The organism is Candidatus Electronema sp. TJ (assembly GCF_048287355.1).
In the GTDB taxonomy this organism is placed as follows: Bacteria; Desulfobacterota; Desulfobulbia; order Desulfobulbales; family Desulfobulbaceae; genus Electronema.
Genome location: NZ_JBLWEP010000009.1, coordinates 1 through 21,301 on the forward strand (window position 1 = coordinate 1; position 21,301 = coordinate 21,301).

The 21,301-nt window shown below is 59.5% G+C and carries 24 protein-coding genes; 19 read left to right on the forward strand and 5 right to left on the reverse strand.

Features of this window, described 5'->3' with window-relative positions; all coding sequences use genetic code 11:
* Nucleotide 1: 1 nt before the first annotated feature.
* The 3 genes from ACNKID_RS01395 to ACNKID_RS01405 are packed head-to-tail and all read right to left on the reverse strand — an operon-like array spanning nt 2 to nt 4,172.
* Entirely contained in the window at nt 2-1,369 is a 1,368-nt protein-coding gene (locus tag ACNKID_RS01395) for a sigma-54-dependent transcriptional regulator (protein WP_417911642.1), read from the reverse strand.
* Nucleotides 1,351-3,591 (reverse strand): ATP-binding protein, encoded by a 2,241-nt coding sequence (locus ACNKID_RS01400; protein WP_417911643.1) that lies wholly within the window; start codon nt 3,589-3,591, stop codon nt 1,351-1,353. Before ACNKID_RS01400 ends, ACNKID_RS01395 begins: the two co-directional genes overlap by 19 nt.
* An 11-nt stretch (nt 3,592-3,602) precedes the next feature.
* Nucleotides 3,603-4,172: a DUF4390 domain-containing protein gene (locus ACNKID_RS01405; protein WP_417911644.1), complete on the reverse strand. Its 570-nt coding sequence runs from the start codon at nt 4,170-4,172 to the stop codon at nt 3,603-3,605.
* 266 nt (nt 4,173-4,438) lie between these two features.
* On the opposite strand from ACNKID_RS01405, the gene ACNKID_RS01410 reads away from it, so the two are divergent.
* Both ACNKID_RS01410 and ACNKID_RS01415 read left to right on the forward strand, forming a co-directional pair.
* Nucleotides 4,439-4,837 (forward strand): NifB/NifX family molybdenum-iron cluster-binding protein, encoded by a 399-nt coding sequence (locus ACNKID_RS01410; protein WP_417911645.1) that lies wholly within the window; start codon nt 4,439-4,441, stop codon nt 4,835-4,837.
* 6 nt (nt 4,838-4,843) lie between these two features.
* Entirely contained in the window at nt 4,844-5,149 is a 306-nt protein-coding gene (locus ACNKID_RS01415; protein WP_417911646.1) for a DUF134 domain-containing protein, read from the forward strand.
* Nucleotide 5,150: 1 nt separating this feature from the next.
* On the opposite strand, the gene ACNKID_RS01420 is transcribed toward ACNKID_RS01415, so the two are convergent.
* Nucleotides 5,151-5,426, reverse strand: a complete 276-nt coding sequence (locus ACNKID_RS01420) for a hypothetical protein (RefSeq protein WP_417911647.1) — start codon at nt 5,424-5,426, stop codon at nt 5,151-5,153.
* Nucleotides 5,427-5,582: 156 nt separating this feature from the next.
* Between ACNKID_RS01420 and cobU the strand changes: the two genes are divergently transcribed.
* The 6 genes from cobU (at nt 5,583) to ACNKID_RS01450 (ending at nt 9,678) form a co-directional block, all read left to right on the forward strand.
* Nucleotides 5,583-6,122 carry a bifunctional adenosylcobinamide kinase/adenosylcobinamide-phosphate guanylyltransferase gene (cobU, locus tag ACNKID_RS01425; RefSeq protein ID WP_417911648.1) on the forward strand — a complete coding sequence of 180 codons (540 nt, stop codon included), beginning with the start codon at nt 5,583-5,585 and terminating at the stop codon, nt 6,120-6,122.
* A gap of 102 nt (nt 6,123-6,224) precedes the next feature.
* On the forward strand, nt 6,225-7,037 hold the full coding sequence (locus tag ACNKID_RS01430) for an MlaE family ABC transporter permease (protein WP_417911649.1): 813 nt from the start codon (nt 6,225-6,227) through the stop codon (nt 7,035-7,037).
* 11 nt (nt 7,038-7,048) lie between these two features.
* Nucleotides 7,049-7,810, forward strand: a complete 762-nt coding sequence (locus tag ACNKID_RS01435; RefSeq protein ID WP_417911650.1) for an ABC transporter ATP-binding protein — start codon at nt 7,049-7,051, stop codon at nt 7,808-7,810.
* Nucleotides 7,811-7,836: 26 nt separating this feature from the next.
* Nucleotides 7,837-8,289: an outer membrane lipid asymmetry maintenance protein MlaD gene (mlaD, locus tag ACNKID_RS01440; RefSeq protein WP_417911651.1), complete on the forward strand. Its 453-nt coding sequence runs from the start codon at nt 7,837-7,839 to the stop codon at nt 8,287-8,289.
* Between the two features lie 9 nt (nt 8,290-8,298).
* Nucleotides 8,299-9,060, forward strand: coding sequence for a VacJ family lipoprotein (locus tag ACNKID_RS01445; RefSeq protein WP_417911652.1), 762 nt, complete (start codon nt 8,299-8,301; stop codon nt 9,058-9,060).
* Nucleotides 9,061-9,075: 15 nt separating this feature from the next.
* A complete protein-coding gene (locus ACNKID_RS01450) occupies nt 9,076-9,678 on the forward strand; it encodes an MlaC/ttg2D family ABC transporter substrate-binding protein (RefSeq protein ID WP_417911653.1) in 603 nt (200 codons plus the stop codon).
* 42 nt (nt 9,679-9,720) lie between these two features.
* On the opposite strand, the gene yhbY is transcribed toward ACNKID_RS01450, so the two are convergent.
* Nucleotides 9,721-10,074 carry a ribosome assembly RNA-binding protein YhbY gene (gene yhbY, locus ACNKID_RS01455; RefSeq protein WP_417911654.1) on the reverse strand — a complete coding sequence of 118 codons (354 nt, stop codon included), beginning with the start codon at nt 10,072-10,074 and terminating at the stop codon, nt 9,721-9,723.
* 114 nt (nt 10,075-10,188) lie between these two features.
* On the opposite strand from yhbY, the gene gspG reads away from it, so the two are divergent.
* Genes gspG through gspE form a run of 11 tightly spaced genes read left to right on the forward strand, consistent with a single transcriptional unit; the run spans nt 10,189 to nt 21,295 of the window.
* Nucleotides 10,189-10,641 (forward strand): type II secretion system major pseudopilin GspG, encoded by a 453-nt coding sequence (gene gspG / locus ACNKID_RS01460; RefSeq protein ID WP_417911671.1) that lies wholly within the window; start codon nt 10,189-10,191, stop codon nt 10,639-10,641.
* Nucleotides 10,619-11,149: a pilus assembly FimT family protein gene (locus ACNKID_RS01465; RefSeq protein WP_417911655.1), complete on the forward strand. Its 531-nt coding sequence runs from the start codon at nt 10,619-10,621 to the stop codon at nt 11,147-11,149. Before gspG ends, ACNKID_RS01465 begins: the two co-directional genes overlap by 23 nt.
* Before the next feature lie 7 nt (nt 11,150-11,156).
* On the forward strand, nt 11,157-11,567 hold the full coding sequence (locus ACNKID_RS01470) for a type IV pilus modification PilV family protein (protein ID WP_417911656.1): 411 nt from the start codon (nt 11,157-11,159) through the stop codon (nt 11,565-11,567).
* Nucleotides 11,564-12,247 (forward strand): PulJ/GspJ family protein, encoded by a 684-nt coding sequence (locus ACNKID_RS01475; RefSeq protein ID WP_417911657.1) that lies wholly within the window; start codon nt 11,564-11,566, stop codon nt 12,245-12,247. The genes ACNKID_RS01470 and ACNKID_RS01475 overlap by 4 nt, the downstream gene beginning before the upstream one ends.
* Nucleotides 12,248-12,250: 3 nt before the next feature.
* Nucleotides 12,251-13,288 carry a type II secretion system minor pseudopilin GspK gene (gene gspK, locus ACNKID_RS01480; RefSeq protein WP_417911658.1) on the forward strand — a complete coding sequence of 346 codons (1,038 nt, stop codon included), beginning with the start codon at nt 12,251-12,253 and terminating at the stop codon, nt 13,286-13,288.
* 13 nt (nt 13,289-13,301) lie between these two features.
* The gene (gene gspL / locus ACNKID_RS01485; RefSeq protein ID WP_417911659.1) at nt 13,302-14,828 is read left to right on the forward strand and encodes a type II secretion system protein GspL; all 1,527 of its coding nucleotides are present in this window, start codon (nt 13,302-13,304) and stop codon (nt 14,826-14,828) included.
* A complete protein-coding gene (gene gspM, locus ACNKID_RS01490; RefSeq protein ID WP_417911660.1) occupies nt 14,828-15,373 on the forward strand; it encodes a type II secretion system protein GspM in 546 nt (181 codons plus the stop codon). Before gspL ends, gspM begins: the two co-directional genes overlap by 1 nt.
* A gap of 9 nt (nt 15,374-15,382) precedes the next feature.
* Nucleotides 15,383-16,336: a type II secretion system protein GspN gene (gene gspN, locus ACNKID_RS01495; protein ID WP_417911661.1), complete on the forward strand. Its 954-nt coding sequence runs from the start codon at nt 15,383-15,385 to the stop codon at nt 16,334-16,336.
* 8 nt (nt 16,337-16,344) lie between these two features.
* A complete protein-coding gene (locus ACNKID_RS01500; protein WP_417911662.1) occupies nt 16,345-17,118 on the forward strand; it encodes a type II secretion system protein N in 774 nt (257 codons plus the stop codon).
* A gap of 42 nt (nt 17,119-17,160) precedes the next feature.
* The gene (gene gspD, locus ACNKID_RS01505) at nt 17,161-19,593 is read left to right on the forward strand and encodes a type II secretion system secretin GspD (RefSeq protein ID WP_417911663.1); all 2,433 of its coding nucleotides are present in this window, start codon (nt 17,161-17,163) and stop codon (nt 19,591-19,593) included.
* 10 nt (nt 19,594-19,603) lie between these two features.
* Entirely contained in the window at nt 19,604-21,295 is a 1,692-nt protein-coding gene (gene gspE / locus ACNKID_RS01510; protein ID WP_417911664.1) for a type II secretion system ATPase GspE, read from the forward strand.
* Nucleotides 21,296-21,301 lie beyond the last annotated feature (6 nt).

Genomic DNA, 21,301 nt, shown 5'->3' on the forward strand with positions numbered 1-21,301 from the left:
TTCAGTCTTCCGCCTTGATGCCCAGGGCCTTCAGTTTCTTGTGCAGATGGCTGCGTTCCAAGCCGATTATCTCTGCTGTCTTGGAGATGTTGCCGCCGTGCTCCTCCAGCTTTTTGCAGAGATAATCGTATTCAAACTGCCGCCGCGCCTCCTTGAAGCCGAACTGGCACCAGTCCGGCAGGCTGACGGACCGGGCAGGCCGCGCCGCGCCGGGCTGAAGAAAGAAGCGCACGTCCTCGGCGGTGATGAGCTGGCCAGGTGTCATGATCACCAAGCGTTCGATCAGGTTGCGCAGCTCGCGGATGTTGCCGGGCCAGTTGTGGCGCATGAGCAGGGCCAGTGCGCCGTCGTCCAGACGTTTCTCGCCCAAGCCCCGGCTGCGGAGCTGGCGGAGGAATTCCGCCGCCAAGAGCGGGATGTCCTCCAGCCGCTCTTTCAAGTCCGGGATGCGCAGCGGGATGACGTTCAGGCGGTAGAAGAGGTCGGCGCGGAACTGCCCGGCTTTGATCTCCTGCTCCAAGTCCTTGTTGGTGGCCGCCAGAATGCGCACATCCACCTCGATCATCCTGCCGCCGCCCACCCGCTCGAAGTTCTTCTCTTGCAGCACACGCAGCACCTTGGCCTGGCTCTTCAGGCTCATGTCGCCGATCTCGTCAAGAAAGAGCGTCGAGCCGTCGGCCTGATCAAACTTGCCGTGCTTGGCCTTGTCCGCGCCGGTGAAGGCCCCTTTCTCATAGCCGAAGAGTTCGGACTCAATCAGCTCCTCCGGGATGGCGGCGCAGTTGACCGCGATCATCGGGCTGGCGGCGCGGGACGACTGGCGGTGGACGGCCTGCGCGGCCAGCTCCTTGCCCGTGCCGTGGCCGCCAAGGATCAGCACCGAAGCGTCCGTAGGCGCGACCCGCTCGATCTGCCGCCGCAGCTGACGGACAGCCTGAGACTCACCGATGACCGCCGCTCCGGCAGGCGCGGCCTCGCGCAGGAGGCGGTTTTCCCGCTCCAGGCGGGCCATCCGCAGGCCCTGATTGACCGCCAGCACCACCTTGTCATACGAAAGCGGCTTTTCAATGAAGTCAAATGCGCCGATGCGGGTGGTCTGCACAGCGGTCTCAATGCTGCCGTGGCCGGAGATCATGATCACCGGAATATCGCTCCAGTCCTGCCGGATGCGCTTGAGGGCCTCGATGCCGTCCATGCCCGGCAGCCAGATGTCTAACAGCACAAGGTGGATGTCCTGCTGCGCCAGCAGAGCCAGGCCCTCTTCGGCAGAGGCGGCGGCCAGCGGCTGAAAGCCCTCGTCCTCCAAAATGCCGGAGAGGCTCTCGCGGATCGCGCTTTCGTCGTCAATGATCAGGATGGTTGCGGACATGCTGGCTCCTCGCGGAGAAAGGGCAGCTCCACGATGACCGTCGTGCCGGCCGGGACGTTGTCCTGCACCCGGATGGAGCCGTTGTGTTCGGAGACTATGGTGTTGGCAATGGCCAGACCAAGGCCGGTGCCGGATTTGCGGGTGGAGAAGTAGGGTTCAAAGAGCCGCCGCTTGACCTCCTCCGGGATGCCGGGGCCGTTGTCGCTGACCGTGACGCTGACCGTCTCCTGATTCTGGTCAAGGCAGAGAACAATGCTGACCGCGCCGCCGCTGCTGAGGACGCTGACCGCGTTGTCCAAGAGGTTGATCAGCACCCGGCGGATTTGCACCGGATCAAAGGAGAAAGGCGGAAGCGGGCCGCGCTCCAATTGAAAATCAATATGCTTGCAGCCTTCGCGGTAGAGCACCAGCGTGTCCGCCGCCAATGCGGTTAAATCTGCCTGCTGCTTCTTGATGCGCGGCATCCGGGCAAAGTCGGAGAACTCCGTCACCAAGCGTTTGATCTCGTCCACCTGCTGAATGATGGTCGCGGTGCACTGGTCGAATATCTCCCGGTCCTTGCTGATGCTCTCCAGATAACGCTTGCGCAGCCGCTGCGCCGAAAGCTGGATCGGCGTGAGCGGGTTCTTGATCTCATGGGCGATGCGGCGGGCCACTTCCTGCCAGGCCGCCAGACGCTGCGCTTTTTCCAGCTTGGTCAAGTTGTCAAAAACAATGACGTAGCCGATGGGCCGCTCGCGGTCGTCAAGCAGGCGGGTGATGTTGACCAGGAGCGAGTAGGTCTCGCCCTTGCGCACAGTCAGGCTCAGATGCCGCTCGATGCTCCGCTGGCCTGACTCGCGCAGGTCGCTGAAGAACTGCTCCAGCACTGCCGCGTGCGAGAGTGGCAGCACCTCATGAAAATCACGCTGGAGAAAAAGCGCAGGGTCAATCCGCAGCAGCTTCTCGGCAAAGGGATTGATGATCGTGACCTGATGCTGCTCGTTGATGGCGATGACACCGGCGGCCACGTTGCGGAGGATGGCTTCCAGATAGCGGCGGCGCTGCTCCGAGATCTGATTTGACTCCTGCAAGGCCTGGTGCGCTTCGGCCAGCTGGCTGTTGCTGGCTAAAAGGTCGGCAGTCATCGAGTTGAAGGAGTCGACGAGCAGGCCCAGCTCGTCGTCTGAATCCTTCTCAATGGTGAAATTCAGCTCGCCGCCCGCGACCCGCTGCGTGGCCTCGGCCAGTTTGTTGATGGAGCTGGTCATGGAGCGGGCGATGTAGAAGCCGAACCAGATCGCCCCGAAAAGGATCAGCAGGGTGACGATCAGGAGCATGATGATCAGACTCAGCTTGATCGGTGCCTTGAGCAGAATGAGCTGTTTGTAGCCGGTGATGCCCTGCGAGACCGACTCCATCAGGGCCAGCTTCTCCGCCGGGATGAGCAGGCTGGTGACGAGAAAGGCCTGCTGCTGATCCTTCAGCCGCACCGGAACGATGGCCTGCACCAGCTCGCCGCTGCCGGTCTGCCGGGTGATGATCTCCGGTGAGCCGCTGAACGCCGCCCGGCGCAAGGCCTCGCTGGGCATGTCCGGCAGGGCGGCATTGGCCAGCCGCTCGCCTTTGGCTGCCGCCCGCACCTGCAAATGGCGGTCAATGAGCATCAGCGCGTCTGGCGCACCGGGCGGGGCCATGGCCAAGGTCTTGCTGAAGAGCTGCTGCAGGCCGCCGCTGTCCTCCAAGCTGAGGTCGACATTCTCCAGCAGCAGGCTGAACTGTCGGCCCATGTTGGCGGCCCGGTTCTCGGTCTCCTGAAACATGTCCTGCGCCAGCCTGAGCGAGGCTTCAAGCGAGTCCTCGACATTGGTGTTGAACCAGTAGTCCATTGAGGTGGAGACTGAGCCGAGGGCGAAGACGAAGAGCACGGCGGTGGGCAGGATGGAGAGCGAGACAAAGGCGGCGACTAATTTGCCCCGCAGCCGCGCCCCGGCGATCCGGCTGCGGCGCTCGAAGAGCAGCTCGACCAGATTGCGCAGAATCAGGTAGAGCATGAGCAGCAGCAGCAGGCCGTTGATGTTGATCAGAGCGAAGATCAGCACCGTGCTGGAGACCGGCAGGTTCAGCTCGCCTTGCAGGAGCTGCCGCTGGAGCCAGATCAGCAGGGGGATCAGCAGCAGGCAGAAGATAATGACCGTGCGGATCAGCCGCTGCTTCTTTTTGCGCTGCTCAGGACTGAGCATGACCGTCCGCCTCAGTAGGAAAATTCGACCAGCCGCCAGTCGGTCTCAAAATTCCAGATGGAATAGAAAGGGATGAGGGAGTGAATGCTTAAGGGCAGCGTGTTCTCCACCAGCGTGGCCTTGATGCGCAGGGCGTATTTCTCGCCGGAAATCAGCTTGTCCAGCCGCGCCAGCTCGATCCTGTCCAGCTCGGCCATCATCCGCTCCGCCTCGGCCAGCGAGCGGGTGGCGCGGGGCTGGTCGTATTCAGCGAAGGCCACTTGGTAGTCCCGCCGGATCGGATCATAGCTCAGGGTGTGGTTGATGCCCAAGCTGTTGACCGTCTGATTCAGCCACCAGCTGCGGTGCCGCTCCAGCCGGAGCTTGAAGCGGAAAGTGACCGGAATGCCGTTGTGCACGCCCTCCAGCATTTCTTTGGTGAAGCAGTCTTTGACAGCGGCGGAGAGCAGCAGCCTGCCGCCGGAGCCGGTGAGGGTGATGTCGGCGATGAGCGGCCTGCTGTCTCCTCCCGCCGCTGGCCAGGCCAGCAGAAAAGAGAGCAGCAGCAGGCTGAACAGCAAGAGAAAAAGTCGTATGCGCATGAATGAGGAATAGCAGGTGCGGCAAGCCCGCCTCTGCCCTGATTTGTCGTATGCAGCAGCGGACTATTGCCGCCGCCGATGGTGAAACTGCATGAAATAAGGCAAAGTACACTATTCCGCCGCGCTTGTCCATGCGCCGCCGCTGTTTTTTTGTGCGCAGTTCCTGCTTGACAGGCACGGGCGGGACAAGTAGATTTTGTGCATATGTTCATCACGAACTGCGGCTGCCGCAGCCAATTCTTTCTTTTCACAACAGGAGCAGACTCATGAACGCATCAATGTTGCTGGCCGTGCCCTCGAACAATCCCGGCGGCCTTGCCGCGCAGGTCTCCGGCCATTTCGGCCACTGCGACCTTTTCACCCTGATCAATATTCAGGAGGGCAAAGTCGCCTCAGTTGACACTGTGGCCAATCTGGAGCACGGCGCAGGTGGCTGCGTGGCTCCGGTCAATCTGCTGCAGGACAAAGGCGTTGGGGCAATTGTGGTCGGCGGGCTTGGCGCACGGCCCATGCAGGCCTTTGCCGCCGCAGGCATTACGGTGTATTATGCCGATCAGGCGGCTCTGAGCAAGGTGGAGGCAGCGGTCAGCGGAATGCTGGCTGGCAAGTTTCCACAGATGCGGCCAGAGCAGACCTGCAAAGGTGACGGCAACTGCCACCACTGAAGCCGCATGTCGCCGCGCCCAAAGAAGCAGCGTTGCTGCGAGGGCCGTTTTTCCGGCCAGATCTTCAAGCCGAACGGCATTCCCCTGCGCAATCTCCAGCAGATCAGTCTGTTTCGTGACGAGCTGGAAGCTCTCCGGCTCTGCGATGTGGAAGGCTTATTTCAGGAGCAGGCGGGCGAACGGATGGGCGTGTCGCGCGGCACAGTGCAACGCCTGCTCGTCTCGGCCCGCCGGAAAACCGCCGAAGCACTGGTTTCCGGCGCGGCCTTGGTGTTGGCAGGAGAGGATGACGGGCCGCCGCTCCTGCCGTGATTCACTGCTGCGTCTGCTTGGCCGTCTCTTCCAGCTGCTGATTCTGAGCGTTCTGCAGTGCCTGCGAATCCTTGGCCTTGTCAATCGGCTTGGTCAGCTGTTCCGCCGCCTTCTGCGCCACTTTGTCCGAGGCCCGCTCCACCGCGCCTTTTTCTCCGTCCTTCCGCCCCTCTGAGCAGCCGACCAGCAGCCCGAAAAGTGCCAGCCCGCAGGCGGCAGCTTTGAGAAGCTGCCGGTCTCCCAATTTGCTGCGCATCTTGTTGCCGTTTATTCTCATTTTGTTCTCCTTTTGAGGTGAACGCTTCTGCGCCGCTGCCAGAAATTCCGTGACGCTTTTGCGTTGTTCCTGTATTATGCTGCAATAATTGCGGCAGTGACTGCATTCATCGGCATGATCTGCGCTTTTGTCAAGAGTAAAAAATAATTTTATGTCATGAGCGGCTTCACCCTTGTTGTCGGCGGCAGCAGATCGGGCAAATCCGCCTTCGCCCAGAAGCTGGCAGAAGGCATTGACACGCCCCGGCTGTTTCTCGCCACCTGCCCACGGCTTGACCCAGAGATGGATGAACGCATCCGCAGGCACCGTCGTGTGCGCGAAGGACGAGGCTGGCAGACGGCGGAGGAGCCGCTGCGCTTGGCAGATTTTTTGGAGGCGCAGACAGCTGCCGGAAGCACGGTGCTTATCGACTGCCTGACCCTCTGGGTGAGCAATCTGATGCACGAGGCGGAACGTGCTGGCGGCGCAGTCAGCGAGGAGCGGATTGCCGAATTGACGGCGCAGCTCGGCGTGGCAGCCCGCAGACATCAGGGCCGGGTGCTGGCGGTCACCAATGAGGTGGGGCTGGGCATCGTCCCAGACAATCCAACCGCCCGCCGCTTCCGCGACTTGGCCGGATGCTGCAATCAAATCGCCGCCGCCTTGGCCGACGAGGTCTATCTGGTCTGCTCCGGCATTCCTTTACGGCTCAAATAAGCCCAGAGACTGCGTAAAACCGTTGGGCTTTTTTTCCAAGTTATGGTACATTGCCCTAAACTGCGGCGGCATTCCCTCATCACGATACAGCGACAGAATCCCTTGCAGAACAACAAGATCAGCGCGTTGGCCGCGCCCTTTTTCCACATTGGCGACCACTGTCTTGCCCTGCTTTCCGATCTCGGCAGCATGGGCTTGTTCCTCGTCTCCGCGCTGACCGGGCTGTTCCGGCGGCCTTTCCGGGGCCGCGAGCTGCTCCGCCAACTCCGCTTCATCGGTGCTGGCTCAATTGTGGTGATTTTCTTCACCGCGCTTTCCTCCGGCATGGTTCTGGGCTTGCAAGGCTCCTACACGCTCAATAAATTCGGGGCGGAAGGAATGCTCGGCTCGGCGGTCTCCCTGACCTTGATCATGGAGCTGGGGCCGATTCTCACTGCCCTGATGGTCGCGGGCCGGGCCGGTTCAGCCATCTGCGCGGAAATCGGTATTATGCGCATCAGCGAGCAGATCGATGCGCTGGAGTGCATGGCCGTTGACCCTTTCCGCTACCTGATTTCGCCCAAATTCTTGGCCGCTGTCATTTCCGTGCCTTTGCTGACGGCAATGTTTGACGTGGTCGGCATCTGGGGCGGTTACTTGGCCGGAGTGCGGCTGATGGGGGCTAATTCCGGTTCCTATTTCAGCAGCATGACCCAGAGCATCACCAATCACGAAATCCGCCTCGGCCTGATCAAGTCCTTTGTCTTTGCCCTGCTGGTGATCTGGATCAGCGCAGGGCGCGGCTATTTTGTCCACCGCATCCGTGGCGCGGGCTTCGGCGCAGAGAGCGTGAGCAAAGTCACAACTCAGGCCATGGTGCTTTCCTCCATCGCCGTGCTGATTTTTGACTACCTGCTGACAGCGGTGCTGTTGTAAAGGGGGCGGAAATGACGTATAGTGCAGCCGCTGCAACGACAGCGATTGAGTTTGTCCGGGTAAGCAAGAGTTTCGGCCAGCACCGGGTGCTGAACGAGGCGAGTTGGGCTGTGCCGAAAGGCAAGACCACGGTCATCGCGGGCGGCAGCGGTCAAGGCAAAAGCGTGACCCTGAAGCTGATACTCGGCCTGCTCAAGCCGGACAGCGGCCAGATACTGGTGGACGGCGAGGATGTGGCTAAAATGGGTCAGAGCCAGCTCCGTCAGCTCCGCACTAAATTTGGTGTGCTTTTTCAAGGGGCTGCGCTCTTTGACTCGCTGACCGTGTTTGAAAACATCGCCCTGCCGCTGCGTGAGCGCACCAAGCTCAAGGAGGCGGAAATTCGGGCGAAAGTCATGGCCACGCTGGCGACCTTGGAGCTGGCCGGGCATGAGGAAAAATATCCCGCCCAGTTGAGCGGCGGCATGAAGAAGCGGGTCGGCTTGGCCCGCGCCTTGCAATTGGAGCCAGAAATCGTCCTTTTCGACGAACCGACCACCGGGCTGGATCCGCTGATGACCTTGGAGATTTACAACCTTTTCCAACGGATGCAGCAGCAGCTCGGTTACACAGCGGTGATCGTCAGCCATGACATTCCCAAGGTTTTTGAGCTGGCGGACCGGATCGTCCTCATCAACAAAGGTGAGGCTGATGTCTTCAGCAAGGCGAGCGAAATCATCAAGTCGGACAAGCCGCACCTCCGCGACTTTGCCGAAAAAACGATGGGCATCTGATTCCTGCGGAGCAAACAGGAGCGTTTATGAACAGCAATTCCCGTGTGGAAATCGCAGTCGGCCTTTTCCTTGTCCTTGGCTTGGCCGCTTTTGGCTGGCTGGCCCTGCGGCTGGGCGAAGTGTCTTGGCTGACCGGCGGCACAACCTACACCCTCTATGCCGAGTTTGAGAATGTGGCCGGAATCAAAACCGGCTCTGAAGTGCAAATTGCCGGCGTGGCCGTGGGGGCCGTGGCCGAGCTGCGCCTGAACGATGCGGGCAAGGCTGTGGCCGCCTTCAAGCTGAACAAGAGCGTGCAAGTGCCGAAAGACTCCATCGCCTCAGTCAAATCGCAGGGCATCATCGGCGACAAGTTCATCCGCATTCTGCCCGGCGGCGACATGGTCAACTATCAGCCCGGCGAGACCATTGTTGACACCGAGTCCTCGCTGGACATTGAATCGCTGATTTCCAAATTCGCCCTTGGCGGCGTGAAATAAGTCCTTGCCATGAAGACAACTTTGCTGCTGCGCACTGCCCTGCTCTGTTTTGCCGTGTGCGGCGCGGCGCAGGCGGAGGACGGCGGGACAGATGTCCTTGACGACTCCTTTTACGAAGACACTCCGGCAGAGGAGGCGGTGCCTGATCCTTTCGAGCATTTCAACCGGCTGATGTTTGAGTTCAACGATGTCTCCTACACCTGGGTGATGGAACCTGTGGCCTCGGCCTACAGCAACACTCTGCCAGAAGATGTCCGGCAGGCGGTGGATAATTTTTGCTACAACCTCCAAGAGCCAGTGCGTTTTGTCAACACCCTGCTCCAGCTCCGCTTTGCCGACGCAGGCACGCTGCTGACACGCTTTGTCATCAACACCATCGGCGGTGTGGGCGGGCTGGGCGATGTGGCCGGTCGGGAGTTTGGCTTTAAGCGGGTGGAGGCTGGCCTTGGCGAGACGCTGGAAACGTGGGGTGTGCCGGACGGCTTTTATCTGGTGGCCCCGCTGCTGGGCGCGACAACCGTCCGCGAGCTGACCGGCACCACGCTTGACGGGCTGGCCATGACACCCTATTATTTCTTGGCGGACACGTGGCAGGAAAGCACGCTGATCTACGTGGGCCGGAGAGTGAACAACATTTCGCTGCGGCTGGGCGAATATGAAGGGGCGAAGGGTCTGACTATTGATCCCTACAAGGCGTTCCGAGACGGCTATTTCCAGTACCGCAAACAGTCGCGGAAGCATTCCTCACCAAGGACGGATGAGAAACTTTAAGCATGAGGTGATCTGATGAAAACAATGCTGCGCAGTATGTTTTTTCTCCTGCTGCTGGCCACTGCCGGGCTGGGCTTCGCCGCTGTCCAGCCTGATCCCACCGAGCAGGTGAAGCCCTTCATCGAGCGGGTGATTGCCCAGCTCAAGGCCCCGGATTTTAAAAACGACACCGTGGACAATCGGATTGACCGGATTGTCACCTTGGTTTCGGAGCATTTTGATTTTCAGGAGATGTCCAAGCGGGTTGTGGGCAAGCCGTGGCAGGGGCTGCCGCAGACGCAGCGGGAGGAGTTTGCCGCCCGTTTCGCCAAGCTGCTTGGCCATGTCTATATTGACAAGGTGGATGCGTATGTCTCCATGAAAATTGAGTTCGGCAAGGAGCAGCTCAAGGGCGACCGAGCGGAAGTCAAGACCATGTTTGTGGACGCGGCTAAAAGCATCCCAGTCTCTTATGTCATGATCTTGAAGAACGGCACGTGGATGGCCTACGATGTCTTTGTCGAGGGCATCAGTTTGGTGCGCAACTACATGGAGCAGTTCAAGGGCATCCCTCAGGAACAGCTCATCCCCACGCTGGACAAAAAGCTACAGGAGCTTAAGACGGGTGCAAAAAAATAAACGCCGAGAAGAGCATCCTGCGCCAGTAGTGCCACCGCCGCGTTATTCTTCCGTCTCGCCGGCCTTGGGCAGGCGGATGCGTTCTTCTGGCTTGAGCTTTCTGTTGGGCAGATACAGGAGGATAGTTCTGCCGATTAGCTGCACGACGACCGAACCGGTCAGGCCAGAAAGAGCGGCGGCAGCCTCTTCGGCGGAGACAGCGCAGTTCTGGCCCAGCTTAACCTTGATCAGCTCGCGGGTTTTGAGGGCATCGCGGGCCGCCTTGGCCAGATTTTCGCTCAGGCCCTCCTTGCCGAGCTGCACCACTGGCTCAAGATGATGGCCTAAGCTGCGTAGAAAACGTTTCTGCTTTCCGTGCAGATTGACTTTGTTTTTTTTCGCTGTTTCCGATTTCATAATTTCCGGCATGCTGGTATTCTGAAGAGGTACGTTCGCGGCGTACCACCGACGCACAGATTAATTAGTGCCATAAAACGGAGCAAAAGTCCACCCTGAACAGGTGTTCCCATGATGAAAACAAGACAGATGCGGCTGACCGACAACATGCGCGGCTTCACCTTGATTGAGCTTATGGTGGTTATCGTCATCCTCGGCATTCTGGCGGGCATGATCGTGCCCCGGATCATGGACCGGCCTGAGGAGGCCCGACGGACCAAGGCGGGTGTGGATATCGGAGCAATAGCGCAGGCACTCAAGCTCTACAAATTGGACAATGGAAAATATCCGTCCACTGAGCAGGGACTGATGGCATTGGTCGAACCGCCCTCGGTGGGCAGCTTGGCGAAAAAATGGCGGGACGGCGGCTATTTGGATAAAAAATCTGTGCCAAAGGATCCGTGGGACAACGATTATGTCTACATCAGCCCTGGCCTGCACGGCGATTTTGACCTGATGTCTTACGGCTCTGACGGCGAGCCAGGGGGAGAGGGAGAAGGTGCGGATGTCAACAGCTGGGAGCTGTAAACGCGGCTTCACTCTGCTGGAGCTGATCGTGGTCATGTCCTTGATCAGCCTGAGTACGGGTTTTGTCTTGCCCCAAATTTATTCCGCTTTTTCCGGCGGCGAGCTGCGTTCGGCGGTGCGCCGTTTTGTCGGCTTGGTCGCCGAAACCGGCCAAGAAGCGCGGCTGCGGCGGACAGCCTTTGTCCTTCGTTATGACCGGGAGCGACGGAGTTTCATCGCTGTTCCCGCCGACGCGGCGGAAGGACTGGACAGCGAGGTTCAGCGAAAAATTCAGCTCGGTGGCCCGGTGAGGGTGACTGAGATAGCTGCCGCTCATCGCAGCGGCGGCACCGGAATGAGCATCATCTTTGACCGGCGCGGCTATGCGGACAAGACAGCGGTCTATTTTCGCCATGACAACGGTGATGAGCTGACAGTGATGCTCTCCCCCTTTCTCGGTCTGACTAGGATTTTTGAAGGCCGCGTCAGCTTGGAGGAAGATCGCATCCTGCTGACGCAGGCGCAATAGGAGCAGCATGGGCCGATATGAGGCAGGAGGTTTCACCCTGCTGGAGGTGATGGTCGCCGTGGCGGTGATCGCCATGTCGTTCACCGCCTTGCTCGCCTCCCAGTCGCAGAGCCTGTCCATGGCCTCACTGTCCCGTTTTGAAACGGCCGCTGCCCTGCTGGCCCGGCAGAAGCTAGCCGCGCTGGAATTGGCCGGTTACGAGAGCCTGAGCAATGACAGTGGCCAGTTTGAGGATGAGTTCTCAGAATACCGCTGGCGAGCTGAGGTGAAAGAGCTGGATGACGACGAGACCGGGATCAAGGATGGCATAGGGCTGCTCAAGCTGCTGGAGCTGACCGTGAGCCGGGACGAGAACGAGAGCCTTGTTGTCCGCGCATTGATCATGGCCAAGATCGAGCCGGTCGAGGGTGAGGAATGAGCAGTGGCGGGCAACTCGGCTTCACCCTGCTGGAAATCATGCTGGCCATGCTGATCTTGGGCATGGTCGTGGCGATGGTCTCTGTCTCCCTTTCTGGCTCGGTCCGGGTGATGGAAGGGGCAATGGATCAGGGAGATGTCTATTACCGGGCACAAGTGGCTTTGGAGCGAATCAGCGAGGATATTTCCTCGGCAGTTCTGACGGATGATACAAATTTTGTCAGCGGAAAGGAGGGCGGCCTTGAGCAGAGCCGCCTGCTTACCTTCGTCTCGCTCGCTCACCTCTCTTTTGACCCAGAGAAGGGCCTACCCGGCCTTGGTCTTATCAGCTACGCCCTCCAGCCGGACAAGAGCAATTCCCGCCAGCTCCTCCTGCTGCGAGCTGACAGCCTGAACATGCCTGTCAGCGAAGAGCAGAAAAACGGTGGCGAGACGGAGGCGTTTCTTCTGGCCGACCGGTTGCGTTCAGTGAAATTCACCTTTTTCAACCGGAACGGCGAGGAGCAGGACAGTTGGGACACCGCTGTCAAAGAGAGCGAGGAGACGGAGCGCAGCCTGCCTGCCGCTGTCGCCTGTCGTTTAGAATTCTGGCTGGATGAGGAGCAGGATGCCTCAATCAGTTTTCAGACCACAGCTCTCCTGCCTACAGGGCTAATCCGCCCGCAGCCGAAGGAGGACTGAGCCATGCTCCGCGATCGGAAAGGCATGGCTTTGGTGCTGACCCTGATGGCGGTCAGCTTCATGGTGGCGGTGACAGTGCAGCTTGGCAGCTCGGTGAGCTGGCAAATGCAGGCCGCCGCTAATCAGGGTGCGCTGGCGCAGCTGGATGCGATGCTGCTCTCTGGTCTGAGACTGGCACAAGCGGCACTGCTGACTGATCAGCGGGATAACAAGCACGACTCGGCTTTTGACCGCTGGGGCATCTTCAAGGCGGAAAATCTGTCTGCCCTCTTCCCGGACGGCAAGTTGAAGATTCAGGTCACGGACCTTTCCGGCCTTCTCCAGATCAATGCCTTGGCACTGACAGCAGAGGACAAAAAGGAGCAGCAAAATAAAAAAAATAAAGACGGACAAAAGCTGGACAAAGAAAAAAAACAGCGAGAGTTGTGGCAGCGTTTTTTAAGCAAAGCTGCCGGAATCAACGATGAGGCCGAAGTGAACACCTTGCTTGACAGTTTGGCCGACTGGATCGACGAGGATGATGAAGAACGGGATAATGGTGCGGAGCGGACGCACTACAACGGCCAATCGCCGCCTTACGCTCCGGCGGACAGGCCGATTTTTCTGACTGAGGAGCTGTTCTTGATCAAAGGTTGGGAGGAGCTGCTGCGCGGTGGAGAACAAGAGGAGGCGGAGCGGAAACGTGTTGTTTTTAATGCCCTCACCGCTGTTGGTCGCGAGGGCAAGATCAACATCAACACCGCCCCGGCTGTAGTGCTGCTGGCCCTGCACGAAGATATGACCGAGGAGCTGGCCGCCAAGCTGATTGAGTTTCGCCAAGAGGAAGAAAACAAGGACAAACTGGAGCAGCCAGACTGGCCCTCGCAGGTTCCTGGCCATCCCGGCGACATTGTTTTTGATCAGGAACTGGTCACGGTCAGCAGCAGCTGGTTCAAAGTGACAGTGCAGGCGGAGTTCAGGGGGCTGCGGCGCAGCGGCGCGGGCTTGATTCATCGGATGGACAATCAGGAGCAGGAGCTGCTCTGGTGGAAGGCGGAATGAGCCGCAGAAAGGCATGTCCCAGATATCGGCAGGCATAGACATTGGCGACGATCTGCTGACCGGGGTGACGGTGGTCGGCGCAGGCCGGGATGCTCAAGTGACGGCCTGTGCTTCCCTGTTCCGTCATGGATCGGACAATCTGGCTGAGGAGCTGCCGCAGCTCATGGCGCGGCTCGGTCTGAGTCAGCCGCTGAACCGCTGCACTGTCGGCTTGGCTCTCTCCGGCCTCAATCTGCGCAACATCAGTCTGCCTTTCGCTGACGAGAAAAGAATCCGCCAAGTGCTGTCCTTTGAGTTGGAGGAGCAACTCCTGCTGCCGATAGAGGCGCAGGTCATCTCCACTCTTTCGGCCTCCGGCGGCGAGAACAAAACTGCCCTTCTGGCTGCGACGGTCGAGAAAGAGGCCCTGAGCCAGCTCTTGGATACCCTTCATGCCTGCGGCTTGGAGCCGGAACGTGTCTGTCCTTCCCTGCATGCGCTGGGCGACCGGCTCTGCCGCACCGAGCATACCGGCAGCGACTTTCTTCTTCTGCACGGCGAGGTTAGCGCGGCGCAGATGGCCTTGATACGCCACGGGGAAATTCTTTTTATGCGCCGTCTGGCTTGGCCGGACGAGGTTTTCACCCGCACGGTGTTCCGTTACGAAGACGGCGGCATCAGAGCGACAGATCCGGAGGCGGCGGTCAGCAGCCTCTGCGACCTTGTCCGGCGGAGCTTGGACTACTTCGCCATGCAAAGCGGCATGGCGGCAGTGCGGCCTGAGTATTTTATCCTTTCCGGCACGATGCTTCTCTGTCCCGGCTTCAGCGGGCTGCTGGAGGCTGGTCTCGGCCTTCCCGGCAGAACTGGCGATTTGACGCGGGACGGCGCGGCCAGCTTGAGTGCGTCAGCCGCTGGGCAATGGCAGCCTGCGTTGTATGATGCCGCCCTTGCCCTTGCCCTGCATCAGACGGGCCGCCGGGGTCGGGATGCCGGATTGAACTTCCGGCAGGGAGAGTTCGCGCCGCCGCGCCGCCTGCTTGGTTCAAAAAAACAGCTGATCGCTCTGGCCTCCGCCGTCGGCCTGCTTTTGATAGCAGGTGGCGGCTGGCTGCTATTGGACGGCAGAATGCGGCAGAGGCAACAAGACCGCCTGACGGTTAATATGAACAAAATATTCGAGGAGAGCTTTCCGGGGGTCAAACCGGGGCCGGACCCGCTCATGCATATGCGCTCTCTGCGCAAAGGCATCGGCGGCTCTGCGGAAGTCATGCCCATCTTTGCCGATGAGAAGCGCGCTCTGTTCGTGCTGGCCGACATCTCGGCCCGGATTCCGTCCTCGATTCAGCTTCAGGTGGATCGTTTTTTGCTTGACCAGAACTCGGTCACCATCAAGGGCACGACTGATGCTTTTAACAATGTGAATGCCATCCAGAGTCTGCTCAGCAAGTCCAGCCGCTACACTGAGGTGCGAATCGTTTCCGCCACTAAGGGCAAACAGGAGGAAGGAATCCAGTTCGAGCTGCGGCTTCAGCTCCGGGCCGTCGGAGGAGCCTCCTAATGCGGCAGCTCAGCCGGAAAGACCGCCGCGCACTGCTTATCTGCGGCGCAGCCCTGCTCGTATTTGGCATGATTCAGTTTGTCTTATTCCCTCTGCTGGAGCAGCGAAAACGGCTGGAACGGGGCATCCGCGCCCGCGAACAGGGGCTTGAGGAGATGCGTGCCTTGCAGGCCGAGATCAGCCAGTTCAGCCGTCAGAACAACAGCCTTGGCGAGCGGGTGGCCCGCCGTCCGTCTGATTTCAGCCTGTTCAATTTTCTTGAGCAGAAGGCGGTGGAAGGCAAGCTCAAGGAGAACATTCTCTATATGAAACCCTCTGATCCCACTGGCGAGGGCGAACTACAGCAGGTGGCGGTGGAGATAAAGTTTCAGGATATGCAGCTCCACGAACTGGTGGAGCTGCTGGAGCGGATCGAGTCGCCGGAGCATGTGGTCGAGGTCGAGCGGCTCACGGTGCAAGTGAGCCGGAAGGCGCAGCGGGACGGCGCACTGGACGTGATCATGCGGGTGATCAGTCTTGTTCAGGCGAAAAAAGTTGGAGACTGAGCCATGCGGATGAAGCGGCTTCTGCCGGGTAAAGGCTTCTGCGGCTATATTCTCTACACCGCCGCCGTGCTGCTGCTCATGCTCTGGCTCCAGTTTCCCTCGTCGGCGGTCAAAGCTAAGGCTGAGAGCGAACTGAACCGGATGCTGCCCGTCTTTGCTTGGCGGATCGGTTCGGTCGGGCTGACTCTGCCTGCGGATATCCGTTTCAGCCAGATTCGGATCAGCAGCAAAGACGGACAGGAGTCACTCTTGGTCATTGATTCGCTTAGTCTGAGGCCTGATTTCGCCGCTTGGCAGAAAACCCGCAGCTGGTCAGCACTGTGGCGGCTGCAAGCACTTGGTGGCGGAGGCAGCGGCAAGGCGGCTCTGCGCAAAGACCGCAGCGGCTTGGAGTACAGCGGCGAACTGAACGGCATCCAGTTAGACAGCCCCGGTTTGAAAAAAATATTGGCCGGTTGGGGACGAACAGCCGCCGGTTCGCTTTCTGGCAGCTTCTCCGGCAGGCAGGACGGGCAGCATGGTCTGTTCGCCGAATTTGAGGGCCGTTTCTCTACGACGAAAGGCACGGTCAGTCTCCAGAAGCCGGTGTTGGGCATGAAGGAGCTGACCTTTGACAGCCTGAACGCCGTGCTCCGTCATCATCAAGACCGACTGCTGCATGTGGAGGCGGGCAAAGCGACTTCCCGCCTGCTGGAGGCGGAATTTTCCGGCACGGTCAGCCTTCATCCTGCTGATTTTTCCCTGTCGCAGCTCCGCTTGAACGGTCAGCTCGCGCTCAAGTCAGAATTTCTGGCCTCGATCGGCAGTTCCTTGGCAGCCAGCCTTCTGCAAACACGTCTTCAAGATGGCGGCAAGCTGCTTTTTGATCTCGTCGGCCCGGTGAGCGAGCCGGGCATTATCTTCGCCGGACTGTCGCCGGATTTCAACAGCCAGCTCGGCGGCGGGGACGATAGCGGACGATGATGCGGACAGTGGCAAAATTAGCGGTCATTTTCGCGCTGGTGGCCGCCGGGGTGCATCTAAGCTACCGGCGGCTGGAGGAGGAGCTGCGCGAGATCAGCTGCGTGCCGACAAAGCCCGCCGATGAGGCGGTGGCGAAGCAGTCTGCGCAGGCAGAGGCCATGCCTGCGCCCGATGCCGCTGCGATTGAGGATTTTCAGGTTATTGTCCGCCGAAACATCTTTCAGATCAAACAGGCGGCTGCCGCTCAGCCGGAAAAGCCGCAGGAAGAAAAGCCGCAGGCGCAACAGCAGGCTGCGCCTACCGCCCTCAATTTAGCTCTGGCAGGGACTGTCACCGGCACAGATGAGACGGCTCGGGCTATCATCATCGACAACACGAGCAAAAAGGAGCAGCAGATTCTTCGTGTCGGCGACGGTGTGCAGGGTGCGATCATCAAAGCTATAGACTGGAACAGTGTCACCTTAGATGTGAACGGCAGACTGGAACTTCTAAAAATGCCGGAAATCAAACCCGGCGCACTCAGCCAGCAGGTTGGAGGGGGGAGGCCATTCCAGCCGCCACCGTTTTTGGATGCCGGAAGCGATGCGGAAGCGACGCAGGGAATGCGGCCAGTCCGGCCAAACCGCAGAGTCAACCTGCCTCAGCCCGGAGATGAGATTCCGCCTGAGGAGGGGCTGCATGTGGATGAGCCTCCTCCTGAGCCTTCTGAAATCGTCGAAGAGCCGCAGCTGCCGATGCCTTCTGAGGAGGAGCTTCCCCTTGAACCGCCGCCGATGGATTAGCCGACGGCATAGCGTTCATTCGCCACTTATGCGCAACTGACCATGAGATATTTCGCTTCATTCCATCGCGTCGCGGCGGCGCATCTGCTGACCGCGCTTTTTCTGCTGCTTTGCGTCGCTGCGCCGCAGGGCCAAGCGCAGGAAAAAGAAAAAAAGCCGCCGCAGAACGTGCAGTTCAATCTGCCTGACTTCGAAATTACCAAGTTCATCCAGTACATCAGTGAGGTGACAGGAAAGAATTTCATCGTCGATCCGGCGGTGCGGGGCAAGATCACCATCATCTCCCCCAAGCAGCTCTCGGTCGAGGAGGCGTACCGGGTCTTCGAGTCGGTGCTGGAGGTGCATGGTTTCAGCACCGTGCCCAGCGGCGACGTGATCAAGGTTGTGCCGGCGGTGCAGGCGCGCTCCAAAAGCATCCCCACTCTTCGCGAGGGTGAGCAGAGTCAAGATGACGATAAGATTGTCACCCGGATCATCCCCCTGACGCATTCAAATCCCGAAGAGATGAAGCGCTTCATCACCCCGCTGCTATCCAAAACCAGTGTGGCGATCGCGCACGAGCAGTCCGGCCTGCTGATCCTCACCGAGGCACTTTCCAACATCAACCGGCTGCTTGACATAATTAAAGCGGTGGACGTGCCTTCGGTGGGAGAGGAGTTAGCGATCATTCCTTTGAAATACGCCTCAGTTGACATTGTCAGCAAGGCCATCGGCCCGCTGTTCATCCAGTCAGCCGCCCCGAAGGGAGGCCGGCCAACTACGATTAAGATCATTCCCTACGAACGGACCAACTCGCTGATCGTCTTCGCACCCAAACCGCAGATCGAGAGGATTCAGCAGCTGCTGGCGCAGCTTGACTCGGAAGTAACCAGAGAAGGCGGCAATATCCATGTCTATTACCTCCAGCACGCCAATGCTGAGGAAATGGTCAAGGTGTTGACCAACCTGCCGACCGGCAAGCAGGGCGCGGACGCAGCGGCCAGCCGCAGCAGCAGCATGGCAAAGCCGAAAGGCACTGAGGAGGCGGCCCGGATTGACACCGTCGGAGGCATGGCCATTCCTTCGGCCCAGCTCTCGTCAGATATCAAAATAAGCGCCGACCCGGAAACCAACGCCCTGATCATCACTGCATCGCAAGAGGAGTACCTTGTCTTGCAGGATGTGATCAAAAAGCTCGACATCCCTCGGCGCATGGTTTATTTGGAGGCCCTGATCATGGAGATTTCCGTCGATAAGCAGTTCAAGATCGGGCCGGAATGGGGCGGGCTGGGCAGCATTCAGGATGAGACTGGCTCGCTGGGTGCTGGTTTCACCAGCGGCAGTTTCGGGCTGATCAACGGCATCAGCAAGGGCACCGCAGGCATGTCCTCCGGAGCCACGCTGGGGGTGCTGAAGAAAGGAGTGCAGATCGGGGGCGCGTATTTTCCAGACCTCGGCGCAGTGGTCAATGCTTTCCAGAAGGATTCCGACATCAACATCATCGCCACCCCGCAGATACTGACCACCGACAACAAGGAAGCCAGCATCACCGTGGGCGAGAACGTGCCCTACATCACCAGCAAAAACAGCTCTTCGACTGGCAGCACGCAGGACTACACCAACTACGAGTACAAGGATGTGGGCACCACGCTCAAAATCACCCCGCAGATCAATCAGGCCAACCTGCTTCGGCTGGACATCGGGGTGGAAGTCACGCGGCTGAAGAGCGAGGCGGGCGTGGCCACGCCGACCACGTACAAGCGGAGCGCGACGACCACCGTGGTCGTTCATAATCAGGAAATAGTGGTTATTGGCGGGATGATCGGCCAAGACGCGACCTCCGGCGACTACAAGGTGCCGCTGCTGGGTGATGTTCCAGTGCTGGGCTGGCTGTTCAAGACTCACGAGAACAACAAGCGCAGAACCAACATGTTCATATTCATCGCCCCCCGCATCTTGGACAGCTCGCCGGAGCTAGCTGATCTGTACTACAAGAAGCGCGACAAAATGGAGGAGGTCAAGCCGGGTTCCGGCGACGTGCCGGAGCAGCTTCTGAAGACCGGTCGCGACATAGAGCACGCTTACGCCTTGATGGACCGGGGCTTTGCCAAACTGCAGGAAAAGGAGCGTGACGAAGCGAAGAAGTATTTCCAGCAGGCCCTTCAGAACGCGCCGGAAAACCCTTACGCGTTAGTCAATATGGGAGCCATTCATGTTGAGGAAGGCGACAGGGACAAGGCGGCGGAGGTCTATCAGCAGGCTTTGAATCTGGCGGCCCGCAGAGAAGAGGACGGAAAGGAGGCTGATCCCATGCTGCTGCGCACAGTCCGCGCCGCGCTCCGGCGGCTGGAGCTGGCTGAGCAGGATGAGAAACTGCGGCAGGACAGCGAGCAGGAGAAGAAGCGGAAAGAAGCGCAGGAAGACGAGGAGAAGAAAGTGGAGTCGCCGCCTGCCAGCAAGGCGGAGAGCAAGCAGCAGCTGAAGAAGAAACGCTGAAGGGCCGCTGATGAGATATCTGGGGGAAATATTGATTGAGTCCTTCGGCCTGAAGGAGGAAGTCATCGCTTCGGCTCTCAAGCTCCAGAAGGAGAAGGGCGGGCGGCTGGGCCGGATTCTGGTGCAGCAGAAGAAGATCACTGAGGATGAGCTGCTGCACGCCCTCAGCATTCAGTTCGGCCTTGAGCTGCGCCTTTCCCTGCCGCCAAATCCCGATCCCTTTTTCATCAAGAAAATCCCCATAGCCTATCTGCGCAAATTCAAGATGATGCCGGTGGCGACCCGCGACGACTCCTTTATCGCCGTCTCCGATCCTTTCCATTTCCAGCAGATCGATGACATGCAGCGGCTGCTCGGCTTGGAGGGCATGAAGACCTGTCTCGCCCCCACAGACGAAATACTGCTGGCAGTGAACATGGCCTATGAGCGCGACAGCCAAGGCGCGGCGGATCAGGTGCTTCAGGACATCGATGACGACGATCCGGAGGCCATCCTCTCCGCGATTGAAGAGACCGCCGACCTGCTCGATGACACCAGCGACGCGCCGGTGATCAAGCTGGTCAACCTGATCCTCTCGCAGGCGGTGCGCGACGGCGCGAGCGACATCCATATCGAGCCATACAAAGACAAGGTCAAAATCCGCAAGCGGGTGGATGGCATCCTCTATGACATGCTCACTCCGCCCCGGCACGTGCAGGCCAAGCTGGTCTCCAGAGTGAAGATCATGGCCAAGATGGACATTGCCGAGCGGCGGCTGCCGCAGGACGGGCGCATTGAGATTCGGGTGGCGGACAAGAACATCGACCTGCGCGTCTCCTCGCTGCCGACAGCCTTTGGCGAGCGCATCGTCATGCGTCTGCTGGACAAATCCAACGTCCTGCTTTCGCTGGAGCAGCTTGGCATGTCGCCTCGCGACCTTGAGACCCTGATGAAGCTGATCAAGGCACCGCACGGCATCATCCTCGTCACCGGCCCCACCGGCAGCGGCAAGACCACCAGCCTCTACTCGGCCCTGACCGTGCTCAACCAGCCGGATGTCAACATCATCACTGTTGAAGATCCGATTGAGTACCAGATCAACGGCATCAGCCAGATGCAGGTCAACAGCAAGATTGATCTGACCTTCGCCAACGGGCTGCGCACCATAGTCCGGCAAGACCCGGACATTATCTTGGTCGGCGAGATCCGCGACTTGGAGACAGCGGAGATGGCCATTCAGGCCGCGCTCACCGGCCACCTTGTTTTCTCCACCCTCCACACCAACGACGCGGCCAGTGCCGTCACCCGCCTGATCGACATGGGCGTGGAGCCGTTCCTTGTCTCCTCGTCCGTCAACGCGGTCATGGCCCAGCGGCTCGTGCGGCGTATCTGCCCGGAATGCAAGGAGGCGTACACACCTGCGCCGGAATATGTCGAGCGCCTCAGCCTGCCGCCGGAGTTTCGCAGCGCGACCCTCTATCGCGGCCAAGGCTGCGATGCCTGCCTGAACACTGGATACCAAGGGCGGCAGGGCATTTACGAGCTGATGGTCTTCTCTGAGCAGATCAAGAGCCTCATCCTCACCACCTCCGATGCCGGACAGATCAAACGGGCCGCCGTCACCGCCCCCGATCACCCCATGACCACCCTCCGTCAGGACGGCCTGCGCCAAGTGCTGGCAGGCCAGACCACCTTGGAGGAAGTCTTCCGCGTGGCGGCTTGAACGGAG